Consider the following 16,563-nt stretch of genomic DNA (forward strand, 5'->3'; position numbering starts at 1 on the left):
TCAAATATCCTCGGGGGGTGAATGCCCGCAGGGCAGAGGGGGGCAGACGGCCCCCTACTTCGGCGCGGCTTTGCCGCGCCGTTGGTCGCCCGAGGCGCCCGCGGCAGCGGGCAACGAGGGCGAAACCCCTCAGATCCATTTGGCGAGCGGCGGCAGGCTCATCAGCACGGCATTCGCGTCATGGCCGGTTTCCAGGCCGAACTTGGTGCCACGGTCGTAGACCAGGTTGTATTCGGCATAGAGGCCGCGGTGGACCAGCTGCGCGTCGCGGTCGGCATCGGACCAGACGGTGCCGCGGCGCTTTTCGCACAAGGGGGCGAAGGCGGGCAGGAAGGCTTCGCCCACCGCGCGGGTGAAGGCGAAGTCGCGGTCCCAATCGCCGGTGTTGAGGTCGTCGTAGAAGATCCCGCCGACGCCCCGGGCGCGGCCGCGGTGCGGGATGAAGAAATACTCATCCGCCCAGGCCTTGAAGCGCGGATAGTAATCCGGGTCATGCGCGTCGCAGGCGCGCTGCATCTCGGCGTGGAAATGCGCGGTGTCCTCAGGGTATTCGAGGCAGGGGTTGAGGTCGGCGCCGCCGCCGAACCACCAGGCGCCCGGGGTCCAGAACATCCGCGTGTTCATATGCACCGCCGGGCAATGCGGGTTGCGCATATGCGCGACGAGGCTGATGCCCGAGGCCCAGAAGCGCGGATCCTCGGCCATGCCCGGCACGCCGCGGGCCGCCATGGCCTTCTGCGCGCGCTCGCCCAGGGTGCCATGCACCGCCGACCAGTTGACCCCGACCTTCTCGAACAGCCTGCCGCCGCGCATCACCGACATGATGCCGCCGCCGCCCCGGCCTTCGTCGCGGGTGGTCGGCGTGACCTCGAACCGGCCGGGGGGCAGGTCGCCGTCGGTCGTGTCCTCGAGCGCCTCGAAGGCCTGGGTGATGGTGTCGCGCAGGCTGCGGAACCAATCGGCGGCTTGGGTCTTGCGGGTCTCGAAATCGGTCATGGCGCCTCTCGATGGCTGCGTCTTCTGAGTATTGTCAGCAAGGTGATGGGGGATCAGGGGGCGCGCCAGTCGATCCAGCGGCCGTGGAAATCGGCGCGGCCGAGGTCGACGGTCAGATCGCCGGGCCAGAGCCGCAGCGTGAGCGCGGCGCCGGGGCCCTGACCGTCGTTTTCGTAGTGGAACCAGGCGAGGGGGGCGTTCCGGGTCGCTTGCTGGCCCGCGGCCTCGATCAGGGCGGTGCCGCGTTTCTGGCCTGCTTCGGGGATGTATTGCCAGGCGATTGTCGACCAGATCAGATGCAGCTGGCCCGCGCGCGGGGTCGCGAGGCGGGTTTGCAGCCAGTCGATGGCGTCAGCCTGCTCGGGCAGCGGCGGTCCTGCGGCGAGGGCGGCTTCGGTCAGGGCCAGGCGTTCGGGCTGGTCGGCCCAGAGATAGGCGAGGAGCCGGAGCCGTTGCGCGGGATCCCTTGCGTCGATCGGGTTGAGGTCGACGCCGGCCCGATCGGCCACCGTGACCCGGGCCGCGGGCGGGGGGGCGCCCTGCCAGTCGGGGCGCAGGATGAGGGGCGCCTCGGCCGGGCCAAAGCGCTGCGCGCCGAGCGCCAGGGCGAAGCGGTCCCAGTTCAGGTTCAGCCCGGCGCTGGCGCCGAGTTCGGAGAAGGTGAAGGGCAGCCCGTGTCGCGCGGCCAGCCATTGGCCGGTAGCGATGAGGGCGGCAGAGCGGCGGACCTCGTTGGTCTGGGGCGGGCTGTCGAGAAAGCGGTCGATGAAGGCCTGCCGGCGCGCCATCGCCCCGGCCGCCGCCGCCCAGAGCGTTGCGTCATCGACCTGGTGCGGCGGATAGGCCTCGGCCAGCGGATCGCCCTGCAGGACCAGCGCATGCAGCGCGCCTGCGAGGCGCAAGGGCACCGACTCGCCACGCGGCGTCAGGTCGCCCTGCCAGGCGAAGAGGCGGCGGGTGAGGGGGCTGTCGGGCGCCAGCCGCTCGGCCAGCAGGGTGCAGAGCCGGGCCATGAAGGGCGAGCCGAGGCTGTCGCAGGCCTGGGCCTGGGCGCGGAAGGCGTCACCGAGCGCCGTCATCGGAACTTGTCCGCGAGGCGCTGGAGGGGCGAGCGGGTATCCTCGGCCGCGGCGGGCGGCGGGGCCTGTTTCGGGGCTGGCGCGGGCTCGGCCGGTTTGTCGCGGCCTGCGTTGCGGACGGGGGCGGTTCGGGCGGCAACCGCGTTCTGGAACCGCGGGCCGTCACCGGCGGCGAGTGCATCGGCCCCGTCCGAGATGCCGCGCAGCAGATCGTCCAGCCATTCCTCGTCCGCCTTGGCGAAATCATGCAGCACATAGCCCGCCACGCGGTCCTTGTGCCCGGGATGGCCGATGCCGAGGCGCACGCGGCCATAGGCCTCGCCGATATGCTGGTGGATCGAGCGCAGGCCGTTGTGACCGGCATGGCCGCCGCCTTCTTTCAGGCGCAGCTTGCCGGGGGCGAGGTCGAGTTCGTCATGGAAGACCACGACATCGGCGGGGGTCAGCTTGAGATAGCGCATCGCCTCGCCGACCGCCTGTCCCGAGAGGTTCATGAAGGTCTGCGGTTTCAGCAGCACCAGCTTGTCGCCGCCCAATCGCCCCTCGCTTACCTGGGCCTGGAACCGCGCCTTCCACGGGCCGAATCCGTGATCCTCGGCGATCCGGTCCAGCGCCATGAAGCCGATGTTGTGACGGTTCTGCGCGTATTGCGCGCCGGGATTGCCGAGGCCGACGAAGAGTTTCATGGCCCGGGTTCTAGCGCCTGGGCGGGGGCCTGTCCATGTGGCGCGCAGGGCAGAGGCGTGGGGAACCGGGCGGGGCCCCGGCGGTTGGTTCGGGAAAGGAGAGAGCCCATGCCCAACCCGAGCCTCAAGGACGAAGACTTCTACCGGACGCTGCGCGATGAGGGGATGTCGAAGGAAAAGGCCGCGCGCATCTCGAACGCACGGGCCAATCCGGACCAGCACCCGTCCGAGAAGGGTGGCAAGGCCAGCCCCTATGAGGACTGGACCCGCGACGACCTTTACGACCGCGCGCGGGAGATCGGGATCGAGGGCCGCTCGACGATGAAGAAGGCCGAGTTGATCGACGCCTTGCGCAACCATTGAGGCGGCGCCCGGGAACTGACCGGGTTTCCCGGGCGTTGGCTGGCTGAAAGGAGGCGCGTCATGGCGCTCTATCCCGGCATTCCGGCCCCGATGCCGCCGCGTGAGCCCTATGCGGGATGGACGCGGGCGGATCTGGTGGCGCTGGCCGAAGATCTGGGGATCGAGGGCCGCTCGATGATGACGCGCGAGGAGCTGATCTCGGCCCTGTTGAGGGAATGACGGGCTTCAGCCGCTCAGCGGGAGCCGGGCAAGGAAAACCCCGCCCTGAGGGGGCGGGGTTTTCCGTGATGCAAAAGGGGACGCATCGAAGGGGCGATCAGGCCTCTTCGGCTTCCTCGGCCTCATCGGCACCGGCCGAGCGCAGGCCCGAGGGCGCGGCGATGTTGGCGACGACGAAGTTGCGGTGGATCACCGGCTGCACGCCTTCGGGCAGCGTGATGTCGCTGATGTGGATGACGTCGCCGATGTTGTGGCCGGTCAGATCGACCACCAGCTTCTCGGGGATGTCACCGGCCAGCACGTTCAGCTCGACATCGGGACGGACCACGGTCAGCGTGCCGCCCTTTTTCAGGCCGGGCGCTGCGGCGTGGTTGATGAATTCCACGTGCACGAAGAGGTTGATCCGCGAGGTGCGGCGCAGGCGCATCAGGTCGACGTGGGTCGGCATGTCCTTGACGACATCGCGCTGCACGTCGCGGCAGATGACGCGAACGTCTTCCTGACCTTCGACCTTGAGGTTCCACAGCTGCGACTTGAAGCGGCCCTGACGCAGCTTCTTGAGCAGGTAGTTGAAGTCGAAGTCGAGGTTCACGGGATCGGCGCCACCGCCGTACAGAACGCCCGGCACCTTGCCCGCACGACGAGATTGACGAGCGGCCCCCTTGCCCGACCCCGTCCGGACCTCGGCGATCAGATCCTGGATCTCACCAGCCATATCGGTTCTCCTAGAATTGGTTGCTATCGGCCACGCCCCTCCAAGGGTGGATGCGCAGCGCGGCTGGCCATAGCCCAAGGGCGTCAGGAAGGAAAGGGGAAATCGTCGACCGCGCGCGGCTGCGGGGCGCTGGACCTTGCCGCGCGCGCGTGATCGGATGCGGCCGTTCCCGGGTCGGAGGTTAGCCGCGTGTCCTTTCGTCTGCAACTTGCGGCCTCGCGCGGGCCGGCGGCGTGTTTCGTCGGCATGGGCGTGGTCTGGGGCGGCTTCATGGCGGCGATGCCGGACCTGAAGGCGGCGCTGGGGGTCGAGGACGGGCCTTTCGGGCTGCTCCTGATCTGGGGCTCGGTTGCGGCCATCGCGGCGATGAGCGCGGCGCCCCGGGTGGCACCCCTGCTGGGCCGCTGGGCGCTGCCACTCTTCGGGGCGCTGATGGGGCTGTCGCTGGCGCTGATGGGGCAGGTCGGCGCGCCCTTCGCTTTCCTGCTGGCGCTGATGGGGATGGGCCTGACCTCGGGTGCGCTCGACGTCTACATGAACGCGCGGCTCTCGGCGATCGAGGCGGCGCGGGGTGAGCCGTTGATGAACCTCAGCCACGGCCTTTATTCGCTGGCCTTCGCGGCGGCGGCGGCGCTGACCGGGCTGGCCCGCGCCTGGGGCTGGGGCGCGCCGCAGATCCTGGGCGTGGCGGCGGGGGTCTGCGTGGCGATGGCGGCGCTGTCCATCGAGCGTGACGGGCGGATCGAGGGGATGGGCGGCGGCACGTCGGCAGGGCGTGGCGCGCTGGGGCTTGTGCCCTGGCTGGGCGGGGCGCTGATCCTGGCCGGGTTGATGAGCGAGAACGCGGTCGAGGCTTGGTCGGCGCTTTATATCGAGCGCGATCTGGGCGGCGCGACCGGCACGGGTTCCCTTGCCCCGGCGCTGATGGGGCTGACCATGGGTTTCGGGCGGCTGATGGGGCAGGGGCTGTCGCGGCGCCTGCCGGAGCGCCGGTTGCTGATGGGCGGCATGGCAGTGTCGGTCGCCGGGCTCCTGGTAGTGGTCGGGGCGACGGGTCCGCTGATGGCCTATGCGGGGTTTGTGGTCATGGGGCTGGGCGGCTCGGTGGTGGTGCCGACCGCCATGGCGCTGACCGGGCGGCTGGCCGATCCCGCGCTGCGCGGCCGCGCCATCGCCCGGGCAACGGTGCTGGGCTATCTCGGCTATTTCCTCGGCCCGCCGATGCTGGGCCTGATGGCCGAGGTGGCGGGGCTGCGCGCCTCCTTCGCGCTGGTGGCGGCGGTGTTGGCGCTGGCCATGCTGGTGGCGCGGGCGCTGCTCAGGCGGGCGTGAGCTAGACCACGGTTTCGCGGTCGATCTCGGTAATCAGCCAGTCCTTGAAGCGCGCGACCGAGGGTTTGGCGCGTTCCCCGGGGGCGAGGTCCGGCTCGGCGAACCAATAGCCGAAGCCGGTCGCGGTCTCGGGGCCGAGGGGCACCAGCGCGCCGGAATCGAGTTCCGGGCGGATCAGGAAGGCGGGCATCAGCGCCACGCCCATCCCGGCGGCGGCGGCCTGCGCGAGCGTCGAGACCTGTTCCAGCCGCATCGCTGGCGCGGGCAGCGGGCCGGGCAGGGCGCTGATCGCCCACCAATCGGCCCAGGCCTGCGGCCGGGTCGCCAGTGCCAAGAGCGGCTGGCCCGCCACGCCCTTCGTGCCGGGGGCGGCGACCGGCATCACGCGTTCCTCCATCAACAGTGTCAGCCGCGCGCCCGGCCAGTCGCCGCGGCCCGAGTGGATGGCGGCGTCGATCCCCTCGGCACCCAGATCGAACCGGCCGATGCGGGTGGTGAAATGCAGCGTGATTTCAGGGTGGCGGCGGACGAAGCGGGGAATGCGCGGCATCAGCCAGCGGGTCCCGAAAGTGGGCAGGATCGCCAGTTGCAGCCCGCGCTCCTGCGTCTGACCCAAAGCCTCCATCGCGCCGCGGCCCAAGGCGTCGAGCGCGGCCTTGGCGGCGCGGGCATAGGCGCTGCCCGCCTCGGTCAGCCGCGCCGCCCTGGCGCCGCGGTCGACCAGCACCACGCCCAGCTGCCCCTCAAGCTGCGCCACCTGCCGGGAAATCGCCCCCTGCGTCTGGCCCAGATCCCTTGCGGCGGCGGTAAACGAGCCGGTGCGCGCCACGGCGTCGAAGGCCAGAAGCGCGGGGGTGTTGGGCAGAAGGCGGCGTGGTATCATTACAAGCCCTCATGGTTCTATGCCGATTTATCCGGTTTCAGCGCCGCTGTCTCATGGTATTTCACCGCCAGCAACGGAGGATCCCTCATGACCGACCGCCCCAAACTGAAACCCAAGGACGCCCCGGACCTCAGCCGTTTCCAATGGGATGACGCACTGCGGCTGGACAGCCAGCTGTCCGAAGACGAGCGCATGCTGCGCGACGCGGCCAAGGAATTCGCGCAATCGGTTCTGCAGCCGCGCGTGATCCAGGCCTTCCGCGACGAGACCTCGGACCCGGGCGTCTTCAAGCTGATGGGCGAGGCCGGGCTGCTGGGCACCACGATCCCCGAGGAATACGGCGGCCTTGGCGCGGGCTATGTGACCTATGGTCTGGTCGCGCGGGAAATCGAGCGGGTCGATTCCGGCTATCGCTCGATGATGTCGGTGCAATCCTCGCTGGTGATGTACCCGATCTATGCCTACGGCTCGGAAGAGCAGCGGCAAAAATACCTGCCGGGCCTCGCCTCGGGCGATCTGATCGGCTGCTTCGGCCTGACCGAGCCCGACGCGGGCTCCGACCCCGCGGGCATGAAGACCCGGGCCGAGAAGACCGCCACCGGCTACAAGCTGACCGGCACCAAGATGTGGATCTCGAACGCGCCCTTCGCCGATGTCTTCGTCGTCTGGGCGAAGTCGGAAGCGCACGGTGGCCGCATCCGTGGCTTCGTGCTGGAAAAGGGCATGAAGGGCCTCAGCGCGCCGAAGATCGAGGGCAAGCTCAGCCTGCGCGCCTCGACCACCGGCGAGATCGTCATGGACAATGTGGAAGTCGGCGAAGACGCGCTGCTGCCCTATGTCGAGGGGCTGAAGGGGCCGTTCGGCTGCCTCAACCGGGCGCGCTATGGCATCGCCTGGGGCGTGATGGGCGCCGCCGAATTCTGCTGGCACGCCGCGCGGCAGTACGGCCTTGACCGCAAGCAGTTCGACAAGCCGCTGGCCGGCACGCAGCTGTTCCAGAAGAAACTGGCCGACATGCAGACCGAGATCACGCTGGGCCTGCAAGCGGCGCTTCAGGTCGGTCGCCTGATGGACGAGGCGCAGGGCGCGCCCGAGATGATCTCGCTCATCAAGCGCAACAATTGCGGTAAGGCGCTGGATATCGCCCGCGTGGCCCGCGACATGCATGGCGGCAACGGGATTTCCGAGGAATTCCAGGTCATTCGCCACATGGTGAACCTGGAGACGGTCAACACCTACGAGGGGACGCATGACGTTCATGCACTGATCCTCGGCCGGGCGCAGACCGGGCTGCAGGCCTTCTTCTGAGGCGATGCGCCTCTCGCATGTCAATCTGGTGGCGCGCGACGGCGAGGGTCTGACGGCCTTCTACGTCGCCGCCTTCGGGATGCAGGTCCTGCGGGCCCGTCGCCTGGTCGACGGGCCCGTTTTCTTCCGGGGGATGGGGTTGGCGCGGGCCTTCCACAGCACCTGGCTGGGGTTTCCCGAAGGCGGGCCGTTTCTGGAGATCTTCGACTTCGACGACCCACCCTGGGTTACGCCGCAAGGCCCCGATGCGCCCGGCCTGCGGCATCTCGCGTTCCGCGTGACCGATCTGGCCGCCACCCGTGACCGGGTGCTGGCGGCGGGTGGCAGCGCGCAGGGCGCAGTCACCAATCTGGGGTCCGAGGCCGCGCCGGTCCTTGCCGTCTATCTACGCGACCCCGAGGGGAACCTGCTGGAACTCGAACAGGCCTGAGCCTCAGCGCCCCAGCTTTTCCGCGAACAGCCGGTCGAGCGCCGCATAGGCCCGCTGGGTCGCCGCCGCGCTATAGGCCATGCCGCTTTCGGGGCTGTTGGCGCGCGGGTTGGTGAAGGAATGCCCGGTCTGCCCGAAGCCCATGAGCTGCCATTCGGCCCCGGCCGCGGTCAGCTCCTGCGCCAGCGCCACGACCGCCTCGGGCTTGGCCAGCGGATCGTCCCAGCCGTGCATCACCAGCACCGAGGCCTTGATGAGCTGCGTCGGCTGCGGCGGCGCGTCGAGCACCCCGTGCAGCGACCCCGCGACGGCCAGATCCGCGCCGCTGCGGGCCAGATCCAGCACCGCCTTGCCGCCATAGCAATAGCCCATGGCGCCGAGCCGCGTCGCGTCGACGCTCTCTTGCGCAGCGAGCGCGGCCAGCGCCGCCGCCATGCGCCGGGCCAGAACCGGGCGCTGGCGCTCGACGCCGAACATCAGCGCCGTCGCTTCCTCGGGATCGGTGGTGCGCTTGCCCTCGCCGTAATAGTCGCCGAGCAGCACCACATAGCCCGCCCGCGCCAGGAATTCGGCGCGCTCTTCCTCGACCGGGCCGGTCCCGGCATAGGCGGGCGCGATCAGGATGCCGGGTGCGGGCTCCTGCAGATCGTCGTCCCGCACCAGAATGCCCCGCATCGCCGTCGTGCCTTCGTTCCATTCGAGCGTTTCGCGCTGGATCATGCTGTTCCTCCCTATGGTTGTGCGGCAACTTGGCAGGCCCGCCAGCCGCGTCAAGGTCGCTTTTCACCCTCGGGGTGACGGCCCCGGTCGCGAAACCCCGGGCCACCCCCCGCATCCTGACCCCAGCCCGGAGGTTCCGATGACCAGCCATCCCCGCCTGATGTCGCCCCTTGCGTTGCGGGGCGAAACCCTGCGCAACCGCATCGTTTTCGGCGCCCATACCAACAACATGGCGGAAGACGGCCTGCCCGGCGCGCGCACGCTGGCCTATCTGCGCGAACGCGCGCTGGGGGGCGCGGGGATGGTGGTCTGCGAACCGGTCCCCGCCCATCGCACCGGCGTCCTGACCCGGGGGAATTACCGGCACGAGGATGACAGCATCATCCCCGCCTTCCGCAAGGTGACCGAGGCGGTGCGGGCCGAGGGCGCGGTCATCATCCAGCAGATCTATCACATTGGCGGGCACGGCGATTCCGACCTGAGTTTCCAGCCGCACTGGTCGCCGTCCGGGCGGCCCTCCTACCACGACGCCGACGGGTCCCACGCGATGAGCGAGGCCGAGATCGAGGAATTGCTCGACGCCCATGTCGCCGCCGCAAGCCGGGCGCAGCAGGCGGGGTTTCAGGGGGTCGAGATCTGGGCCGCCTACAATTCCCTCATCGACCAGTTCTGGCTGCCCTGGTCCAACCGGCGCGAGGATCGCTGGGGCGGCTCGCTGGCAAACCGCACCCACTTCTCGCGCGAACTGATCGAGCGGGTTCGCCGCACCTGTGGCGAGGATTTCATCCTCGGCCTCGCCATCAGCCATGACGCGCAATATTCGGTGTCGCTGCAAGCCGAGGCGCTCTGCGAGATCGTCGCGCTGCACGATGCCACCGGCCATGTCGATTACGTCACCTGCGGCGCGGGATCCTACCTCGATTTCGCCCGCATCATCCCGCCCTTCACCGAGCCCGACACGCTGACCGTCCCGGTGACGCAGATGCTGAAAGGCGTGGTCAAACACGCGAAGATCACCGCCGAGGCCGGGATCCGTACGCCTGACACCGGCGAGCAGGTCATCGCCTCGGGCGCCGCCGATCTGGTCAGCATCGTCCGCGGCCAGATTGCCGACCCGCATCTGGCGGCCAAGACCGCGGCGGGGCAGGCGGATCGCGTCCGGCCCTGCCTCAGCTGCAACCAGATGTGCTGGGGGCGGCGGTCGCGGGACTACTGGATTTCCTGCGTAGTGAACCCCTCGACCGGCCGGGAATGGGAATGGGGCGGCGACCGCTTCACGCCCGCCGAGGTGCCGCTCGACGTGCTGGTGGTCGGCGCCGGTCCCGCCGGGCTGGAGGCCGCTCGCATCGCCGCCGAACGGGGCCACCGGGTGGTGCTGGCCGAGGCGCAGCCGCAGATCGGCGGCCAGTTCCGGCTGGCCGGGCAACAGCCGCGCCGGGCGCAGATCCTCGATCTGCTGGATTGGTACGACCGCGAATTGACCCGGCTCGGCGTCGACCTTCGCCTCAATACCTTCCTCGACGACGACGCGATCCGCGCGATCAACCCCGACCGGCTGATCCTCGCCACCGGCTCCTTGCCGGATGACGAGGGCTTCCAGCGCTGGCTGCCCCAGCACGACCAGCTCCCCGGCCTCGACCGCGGCGCCGTCCACAGCGCCGAGGCGGTGATGCGGCGCGAGGCGCGGCTGGGGCCGGAGGTGGTGCTCTACGACGAGGGCGGCCATTGGAAGGGCATCGGCACCGCCTGGCATCTGGCCGAGGCCGGGCACCGCGTCACCCTGGTCACCCCGGATGCGATGGTGGCCCGCGACCTCGCCCGCACCGCCGCCGATGGCCCGGCCCGCGCCGCGCTGGCCAAGCGCGGCGTGCGCTTCCTGACCGAGCATGTGATCGCCGAATGGCTGGGCAACGGAGCAGGGGCCCGCGTCGCCTCACTGCTGACCGGCGAGGAACAGACGATCCCCGCCTCGGCGCTGGTCATGGCCACCACCAACCGCGCCTTCGATCCGCTCAGTGAAGACCTCACCGACCTGAACCCGCAGCTGATCGGCGATGCTGCCGCCCCGCGCCTTGCCCCCTTCGCCTTTCACGAGGGGCGCAAGACCGGCCGGAGCCTGTAAATCTTTGCGCTGCAAATATCCCGGGGGTAGGCCGAAGGCCGCAGGGGGCAGCGCCCCCTGAGCGGCCCGAGGGGGCTCGATGCCCCCGAGGGCCGCCCCTTACTCCGCCGCCCGCCGCCGCTGTTTCAGAAGCGGCGCCAGATAATGCCCGGTATGGCTGGCCTTGACCTTGGCGACCTCTTCGGGCGTGCCCTCGGCCACCACGCGGCCGCCGCCGTCGCCGCCTTCGGGGCCGATGTCGATGATCCAGTCAGCGGTTTTCACCACGTCGAGATTGTGCTCGATGACTACCACGGTATTGCCCTGCTCGACCAGTTCGTGCAGCACTTCCAACAGCTTGCGCACATCCTCGAAATGCAGGCCGGTGGTCGGCTCGTCGAGGATATAAAGCGTCTTGCCGGTGGATCGCCGGGCAAGCTCCTTCGACAGCTTGACCCTTTGCGCCTCGCCGCCCGAGAGCGTCGTCGCCTGCTGCCCGACCTTGATATAGCCCAGCCCCACCTGCATCAGCGCGTCCATCTTCTCGCGGATCGAGGGGACGGCGGTGAAGAAATCCTGCGCTTCCTCGACCGTCATGTCGAGCACATCGGAAATTGATTTACCCTTGAACAATACCTCAAGCGTCTCGCGGTTGTAGCGCTTGCCCTTGCAGGTCTCGCAGGTGACATAGACATCCGGCAGGAAGTTCATCTCGATCTTCAAGACGCCGTCGCCCTGACAGGCCTCGCAGCGCCCGCCCTTGACGTTGAAGGAAAACCGCCCGGGCTTGTAGCCGCGCGCCTTCGATTCCGGCAGACCCGCGAACCAGTCACGGATCGGCCCGAAGGCGCCGGTATAGGTGGCGGGGTTCGAGCGCGGGGTGCGGCCGATGGGCCGCTGGTCGATGTCGATCACCTTGTCCAGATGCTGCAGGCCCTGCACCGTCTCGCAGGGGGCGGGCGTCTGGCGGGCGCCGTTCAGCCGCATCGAGGCGGTCTTGAACAGCGTCTCGATGGTCAGCGTCGACTTACCGCCGCCGGAAACCCCGGTCACGCAGACGAATTTGCCCAGCGGAAAATCGACCGTCACGTCATGCAGGTTGTTGCCCGAGGCTTTCACCACCCGGATCGCCTTGCCATTGCCCTCACGCCGATGGGAGGGGACCTCGATCCGGCGCTGGCCGGACAGGTATTGCCCGGTCAGGCTGGCCGGGTCGGCGGCGATTTCCTCGGGCGTGCCCTGGCTGACGATCCGCCCGCCATGGACCCCGGCGCCGGGGCCGATATCCAGCACATAATCGGCGGTGCGGATCGCATCCTCGTCATGTTCGACCACCAGCACCGTATTGCCCTGATCGCGCAGATTGCGCAGCGTGGTCAGCAGCCGATCGTTGTCACGCTGATGCAGCCCGATGGAGGGTTCGTCCAGCACATAGAGCACGCCGGTCAGGCCCGAACCGATCTGCGAGGCCAGACGGATCCGCTGGCTTTCGCCGCCCGACAGCGTCCCCGCCGCGCGGCTGAGCGTCAGGTAATCGAGGCCCACGTTGACCAGGAAGCCCAGCCGCTCGCGGATCTCTTTCAGGATCGCGGTGGCGATCTGGTTCTTCTGCTTGGTCAGATGGTTGGGCGCATCCTCGATCCAGGCCAGCGCTTCCTTGATCGACATTTCGGAAACTTGCGAAATGTGCAGGCCGCCGATCTTCACCGCCAGCGCCTCGGGCTTCAGCCTTGCGCCGCCGCAGGTCGAGCAGGGGCGGTTGTTCTGATAGCGCTCGAATTCCTCGCGCACCCAGGCAGAATCGGTTTCCTTCCAGCGGCGTTCCATGTTGGGGATCACGCCCTCGAACACCCGCGTCACCTGATAGACCCGGCCGGAATCGTCATAGCGGAAGGGAATTTCCTCGCCCTTCGAGCCGTGCAGCAGGACGTCCTTGACGGTATCCGGCAGGTCGCGCCAGGGCTTCTTGGCGCTGAATTTGTAATGCTTTGCCAGCGCCTCGATGGTTTGCAGGAAATAGGGCGTCTTGCCCTTGCGCCAGGGGGCGATGGCACCGTCTTCCAGCCGCAGCATGGCATCGGGCACCACGAGGCGCTCGTCGAAGAACAGCTCGACGCCGAGGCCATCACACACCGGGCAGGCGCCATAGGGCGCGTTGAACGAGAAGAGCCGCGGTTCGATCTCGGGGATGGTGAAGCCACTGACCGGACAGGCAAAATTCTCGGAGAAGGTGATGCGCTCGGGCGTCTCGCCTTCGGGGGCCGAGGCCATCTCCAGCACGGCAATGCCGCTGGCCAGATCCAGCGCAGTGCGGAAGGAATCGGCCAGCCGCGTCTCCATCCCCGGGCGCACGACGATCCGGTCGACCACCACGTCGATGTCATGGCGGAATTTCTTGTCCAGTTCGGGCGGCGTTTCCAGCTCGTGGAACACGCCGTCGACCTTGACCCGCTGGAAACCCTGCTTGCGCAGTTCCAGCATCTCTTTCTTGTACTCGCCCTTGCGGTCGCGGACGATGGGGGCCAACAGGAAGGCGCGGGTGCCTTCCTCCATCTGCAACACGCGGTCCACCATGTCCTGCACCTGCTGCGCCTCGATCGGCAGGCCGGTGGCTGGCGAATAGGGGGTGCCAGCGCGGGCGAAGAGCAGGCGCAGGTAATCGTGGATCTCGGTCACCGTGCCGACGGTCGAGCGCGGGTTCTTCGAGGTCGTCTTCTGCTCGATGGAAATCGCCGGGGAAAGCCCCGCGATATGGTCCACATCGGGCTTTTGCATCATGTCGAGGAACTGGCGCGCATAGGCCGACAGCGATTCGACATAGCGGCGCTGCCCCTCGGCATAGATCGTGTCGAAGGCGAGCGACGACTTGCCCGAGCCGGACAGCCCGGTCATCACGACAAGCTGATCGCGCGGAATGTCGACATCCACGCCCTTGAGGTTGTGCTCGCGCGCGCCCCTGATCTCGATGAACTTCTGTTCAGCCATGTCCCATACCCGGCGCAATCCCTCTGCGCGGGGAACATAGTGCGTTTGTGGCGAGTCTCCAATGCGAATTCGTGAACAAAAAGGAAACTTCCGCAGCGGCGGCATCACGATGCTGCAACGCCGCGAAATTACATATGCTACACCTTGAATATGTAAGGGGACCGTGCTATCTGAGGCTCAACTGATCCTGACCTCCTCCCCACACCCTCGGAGACCCAGAATGTTCAACCTGTTCAATTCCCTGATGGGCAGCGCGCCCGCCGTCAACGCCGCCGAGGCCGTGCAGGCCGTGGCAGAGAAACGCGCGCTGGTCATCGACGTGCGCGAAGAGGCCGAGGTCCTGGCCTCGGGCAAGGCGAAAGGCGCGCTGAACCTGCCGCTCAGCCGGTTGCACCTGACCGCCGACCCGAATTCCGGCCATTTCGACAAACGTCTGGCCACGGCGCGCAAGGATGGCCTGCCGCTTTATGTCTATTGTGCTTCGGGCGCGCGGTCGGGCCGCGCGGCGGGCATCCTGCGCAATTACGGCTTCGCCGAGGTGCAGAACCTGGGCAACCTGAACGCCTGGGTGCAGGGCGGCGGCGCCGTCCAGCGTTGAAAACTTCCGGGGCGCGGGGGGTCTGAACGGCATTCCCGCCCCGCGGCGAGCGGTCCGTGGCCCCCCGTCTGGCGCAGATGTGACCATCCGGGCGATCAAATGCCGCTTTCTCTCCGGTCTTGCGCCTGATCCGTGCTAGGTCTAGGCGGGTGAGCCATCCTGCGCCCGTCCCAGCTGCGCCCGACTGCCCGGAGATCCCCCCATGCTCAAAGTTCTTTCCTCGACCTGGGCGCTTCTGTTCGGCCTGATGCTGCTGATGCTGGGCAACGGGATGCAGGGCACACTGCTGGGCATCCGCGGCGCCATCGAGCATTTCTCGACCACGCAGATGTCCATCGTGATGTCGTGCTATTTCATCGGCTTCCTGTTCGGCAGCCGCCTCGCGCCCGAGATGATCCGCCGCGTGGGCCATGTTCGCGTCTTCGCCGCGCTGGGGACGATGATCTCGGCCGTGCTGATCCTCTATGCCGCCTGGCCCAACTGGATGGCCTGGGCGGCGATGCGGGTGCTGATCGGCTTCTCGTTCTCGGGCGTCTACATCACCGCCGAAAGCTGGCTCAACAACGCCTCGACCAACGAGACGCGGGGACAGGCGCTGTCGCTCTATCTGATCGTGCAGATGATCGGCATCATCGCCGCGCAGGTCTTGCTGAATTTCGCCGATCCCTCTGGCTTCATCCTGTTCGTGATCCCCTCGGTGCTGGTGTCCCTGGCCTTCACGCCGATCCTGCTGTCGGTCTCGCCGGCGCCAGCTTTCGAATCGACCCGGCCGCTGAGCTTCCGCCGCCTTTATCAGGCCTCGCCGCTGGGCTGCGTCGGCATGTTCCTGCTGGGCGGCATCTTCTCGGCGCAATTCGGCATGGCCTCGGTCTGGGGGACGCAGGCGGGGCTAAGCATCCGCGACCTGTCGATCTTCGTGGCCTCGATCTATGTCGGCGGGCTGGTGCTGCAATTCCCGATCGGCTGGGTCAGCGACCGGATGGACCGGCGGATGCTGATCCTGGGGCTGGCGGCGGTGGGAGCTGTCGTGCTGATGCTGCCGGTGATCTTCGATCTGCCCTTCATCCTGCTGATCGGGGTGGGGGCGCTGATGGGCGGGATTTCCAACCCGCTTTATTCGCTGCTGCTGGCCTATGTGAACGATTACCTGGACAAGTCGGACATGGCGGCGGCCTCGGCCGGGCTGATCTTCATCAACGGCCTGGGCGCCATCTCGGGGCCGATCATCACCGGCTGGATGATGGGGGTGATCGGCCCCTCGGGCTTCTTCCTGTTCATGGCGGTGATCTTCGCGCTGCTGACCGCCTATGCGATGTTCCGGATGACCCGCCGCCGCCGCACGCCCGAGCAGCAGGGCAGCTACACCGCGCTCTCGCCCACGGCCTCGGTGGTCACGGTCGAGGCGGCGATGGAACGCGCAGAGTCCGACAGCTGAAGGGGCGAGGGGTTGACCCCCTCGCGCCGCCGTCGCAGGCTGAGGCAAAACGGAGGTTCCCATGCCCATCAGCCCCCGCGCCAAGGCCGTGCTTGGCTATTGGCGTGACCTTGGCCCCGCCGGTTGGTACGCGGGCGGCGAGTCGCTGGACGCCGAGATCCGCAGCCGGTTCGAGGAGGATTGGAACACCGCCGTCTCGGGCGGGCATCGCAGCTGGATGCATTGCCCCGAGGGGATCCTGGCCTTCCTTCTGCTGACCGACCAGTTTCCGCGCAACATGTTCCGCGGGCAGGGCAAGGCCTTTGCCACCGATCCGCTGGCCCGGCGGGCGGCGCATTACGCCTGGCAGAATCAGCTGGACCTCAGGATCGACGAGCCGATGCGGCAGTTCTTCTATCTGCCGCTTGAGCATTCCGAGAGCCCCTTCGATCAGGACCGCGCCGTGGCGCTGATCAAGGCCCGGATGCCCGAGACGGGGGCCGAGACGCTGCTGCACGCCCGCGCCCATCGCGAGATCATCCGCCGCTTCCGCCGCTTCCCGTTCCGCAACGAGGCTCTGGGCCGTGAGACCACGCCCGAGGAACGGGCCTTCCTGGAGGCGGGCGGCTACATGGCCATCGTGCGGGAATTGCAGGGCTGAGGGTCGGGGCGGGCCATGCTCCGGGCGCAGGGCAGGATGCCGAAACGCGCCCGGCAGCAGGTCAAGGTTGCGC

Annotated in this window: 16 protein-coding genes; 9 read left to right on the top strand and 7 right to left on the bottom strand. The window is 68.2% G+C overall.

What is annotated here, in order from left to right; genetic code table 11:
* Positions 1-129 precede the first annotated feature (129 nt).
* From hemF to pth, 3 genes are read right to left on the bottom strand one after another with little or no spacing between them, the layout of a single operon-like run.
* Positions 130-996, bottom strand: coding sequence for an oxygen-dependent coproporphyrinogen oxidase (hemF, locus tag VDQ18_RS04770; RefSeq protein WP_323019873.1), 867 nt, complete (start codon positions 994-996; stop codon positions 130-132).
* Between the two features lie 53 nt (positions 997-1,049).
* Positions 1,050-2,075, bottom strand: coding sequence for a DUF2332 domain-containing protein (locus VDQ18_RS04775; RefSeq protein WP_323019874.1), 1,026 nt, complete (start codon positions 2,073-2,075; stop codon positions 1,050-1,052).
* Entirely contained in the window at positions 2,072-2,761 is a 690-nt protein-coding gene (gene pth, locus VDQ18_RS04780) for an aminoacyl-tRNA hydrolase (RefSeq protein ID WP_323019875.1), read from the bottom strand. Before pth ends, VDQ18_RS04775 begins: the two co-directional genes overlap by 4 nt.
* A 108-nt stretch (positions 2,762-2,869) precedes the next feature.
* Between pth and VDQ18_RS04785 the strand changes: the two genes are divergently transcribed.
* Both VDQ18_RS04785 and VDQ18_RS04790 read left to right on the top strand, forming a co-directional pair.
* Positions 2,870-3,124, top strand: a complete 255-nt coding sequence (locus VDQ18_RS04785) for a Rho termination factor N-terminal domain-containing protein (RefSeq protein ID WP_323019876.1) — start codon at positions 2,870-2,872, stop codon at positions 3,122-3,124.
* Positions 3,125-3,184: 60 nt separating this feature from the next.
* Positions 3,185-3,343, top strand: coding sequence for a Rho termination factor N-terminal domain-containing protein (locus VDQ18_RS04790; RefSeq protein WP_323019877.1), 159 nt, complete (start codon positions 3,185-3,187; stop codon positions 3,341-3,343).
* 97 nt (positions 3,344-3,440) lie between these two features.
* Here VDQ18_RS04790 and VDQ18_RS04795 read toward each other — a convergent pair whose 3' ends face one another.
* Positions 3,441-4,058, bottom strand: coding sequence for a 50S ribosomal protein L25/general stress protein Ctc (locus VDQ18_RS04795; protein ID WP_323019878.1), 618 nt, complete (start codon positions 4,056-4,058; stop codon positions 3,441-3,443).
* Between the two features lie 189 nt (positions 4,059-4,247).
* On the opposite strand from VDQ18_RS04795, the gene VDQ18_RS04800 reads away from it, so the two are divergent.
* The gene (locus tag VDQ18_RS04800; protein WP_323019879.1) at positions 4,248-5,390 is read left to right on the top strand and encodes an MFS transporter; all 1,143 of its coding nucleotides are present in this window, start codon (positions 4,248-4,250) and stop codon (positions 5,388-5,390) included.
* Position 5,391: 1 nt separating this feature from the next.
* On the opposite strand, the gene VDQ18_RS04805 is transcribed toward VDQ18_RS04800, so the two are convergent.
* On the bottom strand, positions 5,392-6,273 hold the full coding sequence (locus VDQ18_RS04805; RefSeq protein WP_323019880.1) for a LysR family transcriptional regulator: 882 nt from the start codon (positions 6,271-6,273) through the stop codon (positions 5,392-5,394).
* A gap of 87 nt (positions 6,274-6,360) precedes the next feature.
* On the opposite strand from VDQ18_RS04805, the gene VDQ18_RS04810 reads away from it, so the two are divergent.
* Together VDQ18_RS04810 and VDQ18_RS04815 are read left to right on the top strand one after the other, a co-directional pair.
* Complete coding sequence (locus VDQ18_RS04810; protein ID WP_323019881.1) at positions 6,361-7,581, top strand: acyl-CoA dehydrogenase; 1,221 nt, start codon at positions 6,361-6,363, stop codon at positions 7,579-7,581.
* 4 nt (positions 7,582-7,585) lie between these two features.
* Positions 7,586-8,011 carry a VOC family protein gene (locus VDQ18_RS04815; RefSeq protein ID WP_323019882.1) on the top strand — a complete coding sequence of 142 codons (426 nt, stop codon included), beginning with the start codon at positions 7,586-7,588 and terminating at the stop codon, positions 8,009-8,011.
* A 3-nt stretch (positions 8,012-8,014) separates the two neighbouring features.
* On the opposite strand, the gene VDQ18_RS04820 is transcribed toward VDQ18_RS04815, so the two are convergent.
* Positions 8,015-8,731, bottom strand: coding sequence for a dienelactone hydrolase family protein (locus VDQ18_RS04820; RefSeq protein ID WP_323019883.1), 717 nt, complete (start codon positions 8,729-8,731; stop codon positions 8,015-8,017).
* A 139-nt stretch (positions 8,732-8,870) separates the two neighbouring features.
* On the opposite strand from VDQ18_RS04820, the gene VDQ18_RS04825 reads away from it, so the two are divergent.
* Positions 8,871-10,853: an FAD-dependent oxidoreductase gene (locus VDQ18_RS04825; protein WP_323019884.1), complete on the top strand. Its 1,983-nt coding sequence runs from the start codon at positions 8,871-8,873 to the stop codon at positions 10,851-10,853.
* Between the two features lie 99 nt (positions 10,854-10,952).
* Here the strand turns inward: VDQ18_RS04825 and uvrA are convergent, their stop codons facing one another.
* On the bottom strand, positions 10,953-13,817 hold the full coding sequence (uvrA, locus tag VDQ18_RS04830; protein WP_323019885.1) for an excinuclease ABC subunit UvrA: 2,865 nt from the start codon (positions 13,815-13,817) through the stop codon (positions 10,953-10,955).
* Positions 13,818-14,037: 220 nt separating this feature from the next.
* Here uvrA and VDQ18_RS04835 point away from each other — a divergent pair, with 220 nt between their 5' ends.
* From VDQ18_RS04835 to VDQ18_RS04845, 3 genes are all read left to right on the top strand, one after another.
* The gene (locus VDQ18_RS04835; protein ID WP_323019886.1) at positions 14,038-14,415 is read left to right on the top strand and encodes a rhodanese-like domain-containing protein; all 378 of its coding nucleotides are present in this window, start codon (positions 14,038-14,040) and stop codon (positions 14,413-14,415) included.
* A 202-nt stretch (positions 14,416-14,617) separates the two neighbouring features.
* A complete protein-coding gene (locus tag VDQ18_RS04840; protein ID WP_323019887.1) occupies positions 14,618-15,850 on the top strand; it encodes an MFS transporter in 1,233 nt (410 codons plus the stop codon).
* Between the two features lie 61 nt (positions 15,851-15,911).
* A complete protein-coding gene (locus VDQ18_RS04845; protein ID WP_323019888.1) occupies positions 15,912-16,490 on the top strand; it encodes a DUF924 family protein in 579 nt (192 codons plus the stop codon).
* Positions 16,491-16,563 lie beyond the last annotated feature (73 nt).

The sequence above is a fragment of the Pararhodobacter sp. genome, from assembly GCF_034676075.1.
GTDB lineage: Bacteria > Pseudomonadota > Alphaproteobacteria > Rhodobacterales > Rhodobacteraceae > Pararhodobacter.